Origin of the sequence: Leptolyngbya sp. CCNP1308 (assembly GCF_034932455.1) — a bacterium.
Lineage (GTDB): Bacteria > Cyanobacteriota > Cyanobacteriia > Phormidesmidales > Phormidesmidaceae > Nodosilinea.
In genome coordinates, this window is record NZ_JAYGIH010000070.1 from 1 (window position 1) to 683 (window position 683).

Below are 683 nucleotides of genomic sequence, written 5' to 3' on the forward strand. Positions count from 1 at the left end.
CTACAACATTGGCGATCGCAAGCGCAGCGAGATTGCCCTGCGGCAGCTCAACCAGTCTCTAGAGGCCAAGGTGGCCGAGCGCACCGCCGAATTGGCCGATCGCAATGCCGAGCTAGAGGCCAGCAACAGTGCCCTTCACCTGAGCAATCTGCGCTTTCGCAACGCCTTTGACTACGCCGGCATTGGCATGGCTTTGGTCAGCCTAGAGGGCCATTGGCTAGAGGTTAATCGCTCCCTGTGTGAAATCACGGGCTATGACGAAGCCGAACTGCTCGCCACCACCTTTCAGGCCATCACCCACCCCGACGACCTAGACACCGATCTAGATCTGGTGAGGCAGCTGCTCAGTCAAGAAATTCGCTACTACCACCTTGAAAAGCGCTACCGCCACAAGCAGGGCCACTGGATTTGGATCCTGCTCAGCGTATCGATTGTGACCGACGAGCAGCAGGTGCCGCTCTATTTTGTGTCTCAAATTCAGGATATCAACGATCGCAAGCAGTCAGAAATCGCCCTACACAAAAGCCAAGCCATGCTGCTAGAGGCCCAGAAGATCGGCCACGTTGGCAGCTGGGAGTACGACATCGCTACCCAAAAAGTGACCTGGTCCGCCGAAAAATTTCGGATTTTGGGGCGCGACCCAGCCCTGGGCGCACCCAGCTTCGACGAGCTGCTGCGGCTCT

Annotated in this window: 1 protein-coding gene; it reads left to right on the forward strand. The window is 57.2% G+C overall.

The genetic code is table 11. From position 1 onward, the window contains the following. Positions 1 to 683: PAS domain S-box protein (locus VB780_RS14275; RefSeq protein ID WP_323351830.1), on the forward strand; the 683-nt coding region annotated here is incomplete at both ends.